This window comes from Halorubrum sp. (assembly GCF_046498025.1).
GTDB lineage: Archaea > Halobacteriota > Halobacteria > Halobacteriales > Haloferacaceae > Halorubrum.
Genome location: NZ_JAWOBM010000034.1, coordinates 39,586 through 46,373, shown reverse-complemented (window position 1 = coordinate 46,373; position 6,788 = coordinate 39,586). Strand labels below are relative to the sequence as shown.

General features: G+C 69.7%; 7 protein-coding genes. 2 read left to right on the top strand and 5 right to left on the bottom strand.

Annotated elements, in window-relative coordinates; genetic code table 11:
* Nucleotides 1–1,738, bottom strand: a 1,738-nt coding sequence (locus tag R6U01_RS07305; protein WP_410285801.1) for a phosphoenolpyruvate carboxylase, incomplete at its 3' end; no start/stop codon positions are given.
* Nucleotides 1,739–2,043: 305 nt separating this feature from the next.
* Between R6U01_RS07305 and R6U01_RS07300 the strand changes: the two genes are divergently transcribed.
* Both R6U01_RS07300 and R6U01_RS07295 read left to right on the top strand, forming a co-directional pair.
* Nucleotides 2,044–2,886 carry a ubiquinol-cytochrome c reductase iron-sulfur subunit gene (locus R6U01_RS07300; RefSeq protein ID WP_410285800.1) on the top strand — a complete coding sequence of 281 codons (843 nt, stop codon included), beginning with the start codon at nt 2,044–2,046 and terminating at the stop codon, nt 2,884–2,886.
* Nucleotides 2,887–2,978: 92 nt separating this feature from the next.
* Nucleotides 2,979–3,386 carry a hypothetical protein gene (locus tag R6U01_RS07295; protein ID WP_410285799.1) on the top strand — a complete coding sequence of 136 codons (408 nt, stop codon included), beginning with the start codon at nt 2,979–2,981 and terminating at the stop codon, nt 3,384–3,386.
* 55 nt (nt 3,387–3,441) lie between these two features.
* Here the strand turns inward: R6U01_RS07295 and R6U01_RS07290 are convergent, their stop codons facing one another.
* From R6U01_RS07290 to R6U01_RS07275, 4 genes are all read right to left on the bottom strand, one after another.
* Nucleotides 3,442–3,876, bottom strand: a complete 435-nt coding sequence (locus R6U01_RS07290; protein WP_410285798.1) for a hypothetical protein — start codon at nt 3,874–3,876, stop codon at nt 3,442–3,444.
* Complete coding sequence (locus tag R6U01_RS07285) at nt 3,873–4,892, bottom strand: PGF-CTERM sorting domain-containing protein (RefSeq protein ID WP_410285797.1); 1,020 nt, start codon at nt 4,890–4,892, stop codon at nt 3,873–3,875. The genes R6U01_RS07290 and R6U01_RS07285 overlap by 4 nt, the downstream gene beginning before the upstream one ends.
* Before the next feature lie 41 nt (nt 4,893–4,933).
* Nucleotides 4,934–5,464, bottom strand: coding sequence for a DUF5817 domain-containing protein (locus R6U01_RS07280; protein ID WP_410285796.1), 531 nt, complete (start codon nt 5,462–5,464; stop codon nt 4,934–4,936).
* A gap of 451 nt (nt 5,465–5,915) precedes the next feature.
* The gene (locus tag R6U01_RS07275; protein WP_410285795.1) at nt 5,916–6,713 is read right to left on the bottom strand and encodes an inositol monophosphatase family protein; all 798 of its coding nucleotides are present in this window, start codon (nt 6,711–6,713) and stop codon (nt 5,916–5,918) included.
* Nucleotides 6,714–6,788 lie beyond the last annotated feature (75 nt).

Genomic DNA, 6,788 nt, shown 5'->3' with positions numbered 1-6,788 from the left:
GGTTCTTGTAGAGGTCCCAGTTCGCTGCGAGGAAGCCGTTCTCCTTGTTGGAGTCGGAGTAGCCGAGCATTACCTCCTGGACTCCCCTGCGGGTCTCGAGGGCGGTTCCGTACGCCTCGTTCTCGAAGAGCGTCCCGAGGATCCGCTCGGCCCCGTTGAGCGCGGACTCCGTCTCCAGGAGCGGGACGACGTCGAGCCCGCAGTGGTCCGGAAGCGAGACGACGCCGACCTGGTCGGCCAAGAAGAGCACCTCGAGGACGTGGCTCGGCTCCTCCGTCATCGAGATACAGTAGGTGTCGATCGCCTGCGTGCCGTACTCCGCCTGCCAGTCGGCGAGTTCGCGGAAGCGACGGAACACGCGGTCGGTCGTCTCCGAGACGTCGCCGAGGGCGTCGACGTCGACGACGGGGTCGTCCTGGAGTATCGCGTCGGTGAGGAACTCGGCGCGTGCCGTCTCGTCCATCCCGCGGTAGTCGACGCCCTCGATCGCGACCGCCTCGGCGACGGCCTCGGTGTGGTTCTCGCGGTGGTCCCGGACGTCGAGCGACGCGAGGACGAACCCGAACGTGTCGACCTGCCTGCGTAGCGGGTCGATGAACGACGTCCGGACCACGTCGTTGCGGTCGAGCGAGAGCGACTCGGCGATGACGTCGAGGTCCGCGAGGAACGCCTCGCCGTCCGGGTAGCCGCCGGGGCGCACGTCGTCGACGCGGTCGAGTCGTTCACGCATCAGCTTCAGCTTCTGGCGGTACGGCTCGTCGGGGTACCGCTCGCGGGCCTCCTCGACGACGGTCGGGAACCGCTCGGCGTCGGCGGCGAGCGACTCGATAAGCCGGTCGTCGATCGCGTACCGCTCGCCGTCCTGACTCAGGACGGCCGAGAGGCGCTTGCACTGGTCGCGGTACTTTTCGATGGCGACCGCCCGCTGGCGTTCGAGCGTCTCGTCGGTGACCTCGGGCGTGACGAAGGGGTTCCCGTCGCGGTCCGAGCCCGCCCACGAGCGGAACTCGAACAGCTTCGGGCAGTCGATGTCGTCGTACTCGCTCGAAATCGTCTCCTCGAACTCCTCGTAGGCGTCGCCGACGACGTCGAAGAGGGTGTTCTCCAGGTACCAGCCGACGTTGCGCGCCTCGTCTTCCGGCTCCGGGCGGCGCTGGCGCACCTGTCGGGTGCCCCAGAGGCTCGTCACCTCGGCGGTGACGTCACGCCAGATCGCATTCCGCTCGCGCTCTGTGAGGTTGCGCTCGTCGAGCTCCCCCAGGTGATTGGCGATCGATCGGAGCTTCGACTTCACCGTCGCCCGGCGGGCCTCGGTCGGGTGGGCGGTGAACGTCGGTTCGATGAGCACGTCCTCCAACAGCTCGCGCAGCTCGTTCGCCTCGACGTCCTGCTCGGCGAACTCCGCGATCGTAGCCTCGAACGAGTCGTGCAGGGCACCCCCGTCGTCGGCGTTCCGAATGGCACGGACCCGTTCACGCTCCTCGGCGAGGTTGATCAGCTCGAAGTAGGTGGTGAAGGCGCGGGCGACGATCTCTTCGCGGGTCGACGAGAGGTCGCCGACGGCCTCGTGGAGCCGGTCGCGGTTCTCCGCGTCACCGCGCCGGTACTGGATCGCCGCGTTCCGCAGGTCTTCTACCGTCTCGTACGCCTCCGTGGAGGCCTGCGCGGAAAGGGTGTCGCCCACGAGCGCACCGAGCTCCCTGACGTCCGTCCGTACGTCTCGATTGTGCAACTCCATACCACAGTATCACCCGCTGCCGCGGGTTAAAACCGATGTCTGAACGAATGTTTGCCTCGGTCCCGAGTAAACATCCCAAACGATCATGAAACGATCGCTGACAGCACGTTCCCCCCGGACGGGCCCGACGACGAACGGTCGGGATGGATCGATAGACGAGAACCGATCGATTCCGGCCGTCCCGTGCGGTCGCGTCCGCGTTCGACCGTCGTCGCGTGGCACCGGTCAGGTGGCTGGGACCGGCTGATCGACGGCTCGGGTGTCGCTTCGTTACCCTTTTTACCGATCCACCTCGTACCTCGCGTATGAGCAAGTCCGACAAGTATCCGGCCGAATCCGGCCGGCGGCGCTTCGTCAAGGGCGTCGTCGGTGGGGCGGCGCTCGCGGGCGTCGGCGCGATGGGGTCGGCGACCGTGAACACGCTGACGACCGCAGGCGGGGTCGGCGGGGGATCGACGGTCGCGACGACGATCGCACACACCGGCGGCCCGGCGCCGCGCGGGCTCCCGCAGATCCCCTTGCAAGTGACCGACGACGGATTCATCGAGGGCCTCTGGCCCGAGACGACGACGGTTATGCAAGAGGGAATGGAGATCGAGGTCGCCCAGGAGGAACTGGGCGGGAAAACCTACGCCGGCGCGTGGTTCCAGTACTGCGGTGTCGAGTCCCAGGAGAACATCGACCCGAACTTCGAGTCGGACAACCTGTTCCGCGCCGCCCCCGGGAAGTACGACTGGCAGGACGAGACGTACGAGGGAGGCGACAAGATCCACGTCGACGACTTCGCTGACTACGACGAGTGGGGCAACGGGATCGGCGACGACGGCGTCGGCAAGCCCGCGTCGGTCACGTGGCGCTCCGAGGACGCCGAAACCGACCTGAACGCGATCGTCATCCGCTCACCGCGGATCGAGGAGGCCGTCGCGAACTCGAACAACGAGTGGCTCGAAGCGTCGACCGATCAGGGCTTCATGGCGTATCTGAACGTCTGTACGCACTTCTGCTGTATCCCCGACTACAAGGTGCTCGAGGAGTCCGCCCGGTACGACGCCGAGAACGGAACCTACTGCGTCTGTCACCAGTCGGTGTACGACCCCTTCACGCTCGAAGAGGCGCTGTTCATCGCCCGCCCGCGTCCGGACGAGTAGACCGGTTTCGCCGCTTTTTGTCTTGTATCTGCTCTCCAGTCGACGGTCAAGTGAGCGCCGCGCTTTTGCACCGGCTCCGCGTAGGTTCGTCCATGACAGACGACGACACGACGCCCGTCGACGGGACTTCCTCTGACGACGGCGCGTCGACCGACGCCGAGACGCTCGCCGACGGGGGTTCCGACCCCGACGAGAAGCCCGTTGATGAGGCCTTCGCCGCGGAGCTCGATCGGGCCCGTGACCTCCTCGACGCCGACGGGATCGAGGCGATCCACGTCGGCGTCGTTCGCGACGGCGAGGTCGACACGACGTTCGCGCAGCGCGCCGACGACGGCCCCGAGGGCGAGGGGCTTCGCGCGCTCGCGCTCCTTGCGGCGCACGTGCGGCTGGTCGCCAACGAGGCCGGCGTCGAGCCCTCCACGGTCGCCGGCGACGCGGCGACGCTCGCCGGACGGGTCGAGCGGATTCCCGCCAGCACGGACGACCTGCCGGAGGAGTGAGACGTCGCGTCGGTGAGACGTCGCGTCGGCGCGCAGACGGATCCGCCGTCCCAGACTACTCGGTGGCCTGAATGCGCGAGAGCTGGTGAGCGACGCCGGCGAGCGCGACGAGGAGTATCGCGAGGTTGAACGCCGCCAGCGCGATCGGCTGGTAGGCCGGGTCGAGCCACGTCCGGATCGCGGCGCCGGTCTGGCTGTAGAAGCTCCACCCGGCGACCAGCGCGAGCAGGACCAGCGCGGCGAGCCCGACCCGGTCCAGGATGCCGCGGAGGCGATCGGTCGGGAGCCGGCCGATCCGCCCGCCGGTCGGTTCGGCGCTTTCGGTCGGTTCGGCGCTTCCGGTCGGTTCGGCGCTCGATCCGGCGGTCGCGGTCGGTTCGTCCGTCGTGTCGGCGTCGATGTCGGTCATGGGATCGGTTGCGGGTCGGTCGGTTTCGGGGGTACTCGTCGGTCGGTCCTCGCTCGCGGCGGGCCGCTCGTCGTCGGTCATGGTCGCCTCCGCGCGTACAGCGCCGCGGCGAGGAGCGCGGCGACCGCGACGACCGGGCCGAATCCGGGCGTGCCGTCGTCCGTGCCGTCCCTGGCGTCCGCATCTTCACTCGCGTCCCCGCCGGCGTCGTCGCCGTCCGCGCCGCCGCCCGCGAAGTCCTCCGCCTCGAACTCGACGTCCTCGGTCGTCTCGTTCGCGCTGATCGTCTCGCGGGGGTCGAGGTTGGCGACGCCCTGCGTCTCGTCGACGAGGACGTCGTCGTCGAACAGGGCCGCGTCGACGTAGTAGTTGTAGTTCGCGGGCACCTCCACCGTCGTCGTCACGGTGTCGGTGCGTCCGGGGCGCACGGACCCGACCGTCTCGCGCGCCTCGTCGGCGATCACCCCGGACTCCGCCTGGCGGATCAGCAGCCTGAGGTCGACGTCCGACGACGCGTCGTCGCCCCCGTTCGTCACGGACGTCGACACCGACAGCGTCGTCGTCTCGTTGTCGCTCTCGACGACGCTCACCGCCACGCTCGGCCAGACGCTCCCGTCGGTGAAGCCGACCTTCGAGTCGGCGTAGTCGGGCGTGAGCGCCTCGACCCCGCTGACCCGCGTCGTCTGCGTCTCGACGCGCTCGCCGTCGACGAACACGGCGGTCTCGATCCGGTAGCCGCCCGCGCGCTCCACGTCGACGGAGCCGTTGATCGTCCGCTCGCCGCCGCCGTCGACGGTGCCGACGTCGACCGTCGTCTCGTCGACGAGCAGTCCCGAGTCGGCGCCGATCGCGCGGTGGCGAACGGTGACGTTCTCGACTGTCGATCCACGGTGCCAGAGGTCGACCCCGAGCCGGAGCTCCGCGGTCTCGCCGCGTATCTCGCCCGGTGACACGACGATGTCGGCGATACGGAGGTCACCGGGGCGTTCGGGCTCCTCGCGGGGATCGTCGAGGGCGTCCGGCGCGGCGACGACCCCGACCGCGCTCGCGACGAGCACCGCGGCCGCGGCCGCCAGGAGGGCAGTTCGCGTGTCCATACGCCATGCGTCAAACTGACGATATAAGTGCTTTGTCGGATTTATACCACCCGGTATCGCCCCCGCGACTCGGAGAGCTCGCCCCGTCGGGTCAGCTTCGTCAGGACTTCGCGGGCCGCCTCGGCGGGGACGCCGTGCTCGGTCGCGCGCGCGACGACGTTCTCCTCGGTCGGTTCGGCGGCCGCCTCGACCGCGTCGCGGACGATCTCGGTTCGGGTGCGCGAGGTCGACCCGCCGCCCTCCGCGCGGGCGCCGGCCTCGTCGACGGCGTCGGCGTCGATCCCGCCCGCTTCGAGGTACTCGCGGTCGTCGATCCCGGCGTCCTCGACGGCGCGTTCGAGCTCCGAGACGTGGTCGACCTCGGCGAACGCGGCGCTCTCGCCCCGCTTCTTCGCGAGCAGCGCGGCGCGGGCCTCCCGGGCCGCCGCCCGGTCCTCCGACTCGAAGAACCGCTTGAGCTTCGCCGTCTGATGGGTCTTCCCGCAGCGCGGGCAGGTCGCGCTGTCGCTGGTCCGGGGATCGGAGAGGAGCCACATAGCCGCGCACTCGTTGCAGCCGACGACCGCGTACATGTGGCGTGGTTCGGCGGCGTCCGATTTGAACCCTCGGCCGTACGCATCCGTTTGCGTACCCGCTCTGTGCGCGAACGCCCTCAAAGCCCCAACCCCCCGACGAGACGGGCTCGATTACCCTACGGTGACCACCGCCAAAGCCCCAGTCGCTCGGCGGTACGTCGTCGCAGTCGCTGCGGCCGAGAGTACCTCCAAAGCCACAGTCGCGACGACTCGCGCGGCTCGTTGCGCTCCTCGCTCAGTCGCTGACGCTCCTTCGCTGCGGTGCTTACTGCACCGTGCGTCGTCCTCGCGACTGCCCCTTTGAGTCCCACCTCGCACAGCACCGCACCTCATACCTCCCCAGCCTCGCGGCTCACTCCGTTCGCCGCGTCCCTCGCGGGCCCCTCGCGGCCGCTGAGGGCGGCCGCTCGGAGGCGCGCCGCCGCGTCTTGGGTGTAAATAACCGTCTTCAGTCCAGGTCCTCGATCTCGCGTGCGGCGGCGAGCACCTCGTCGTGGAGGGCGCCGTTCGAGGCGACGAGCCCGGTCGAGTCGTGTCGCCAGCGGTTCCCCTCCAGGTCGGTGACGCGCCCGCCGGCCTGTCGGATCATGAAGACGCCGCCGACGGAGTCCCACGGATTCGCCCGCAGGTTGGAGATCGTTCCCTCCAGTCCGCCCGCCGCGACGGTCGGAAGCACGACCTGCGCGGCGCCGAACCGGCGCATGTCGGCGAACCGCGTGACGATGGCCTCGCAGGCCTTTGCGTACTCGTCGCGCGCGTCGTAGTCCCACCACAGCGTCGGGTCGACCGCGGCCCGGCGCGGGTCGGCGACGTCGGTGACCGCGATCGGGTCGCCGTTGCGGTACGCGCCGTCGGCCTCGGCGGTGTACACGTCGCCGAGCGCGGGACAGACGGTGGCGGCCGCGACCGGCTCGCCCTCCACGACGGCCGCGACCGCGGTGCCCCACACGCGGATGTCGCGGACGTAGTTGTGCGTGCCGTCGATGGGGTCGATCACCCACGCCGCGCCCTCGTCGGGAACGGTCTTGCGTTCGTCCTCCTCCTCGCCGACGATGGCGTCGTCCGGAAACGACTCGCGGATCGACTCGATCACGGTGCGCTGGGCCGCTCGGTCGGCTTTCGTCACCACGTCGTCCTCGCCCTTCCGCTCGACGGCGATGTCGTTCCGGAAGTGGTCGTCGGCCACGCGTCCGCCCGCGCGAGCCGCGCGCTCCGTGACGGCCGCGCGCTCGGCTGTGTCGCTCATGACCGGCATCGGTGACCCCGACGCGTATAAACGTCGATCCGCGACCTCGCGTCCGCCCCCTCGCGCCGCGGTTCG

Excerpts from the sequence above, each read along its gene's own strand:
- R6U01_RS07300 (WP_410285800.1), top strand. The coding sequence starts at position 2,044 with ATGAGCAAGTCCGACAAGTATCCGGCCGAATCCGGCCGGCGGCGCTTC.
- R6U01_RS07295 (WP_410285799.1), top strand. The coding sequence starts at position 2,979 with ATGACAGACGACGACACGACGCCCGTCGACGGGACTTCCTCTGACGAC.
- R6U01_RS07290 (WP_410285798.1), bottom strand. The coding sequence starts at position 3,876 with ATGACCGACGACGAGCGGCCCGCCGCGAGCGAGGACCGACCGACGAGT.
- R6U01_RS07285 (WP_410285797.1), bottom strand. The coding sequence starts at position 4,892 with ATGGACACGCGAACTGCCCTCCTGGCGGCCGCGGCCGCGGTGCTCGTC.
- R6U01_RS07280 (WP_410285796.1), bottom strand. The coding sequence starts at position 5,464 with ATGTACGCGGTCGTCGGCTGCAACGAGTGCGCGGCTATGTGGCTCCTC.
- R6U01_RS07275 (WP_410285795.1), bottom strand. The coding sequence starts at position 6,713 with ATGAGCGACACAGCCGAGCGCGCGGCCGTCACGGAGCGCGCGGCTCGC.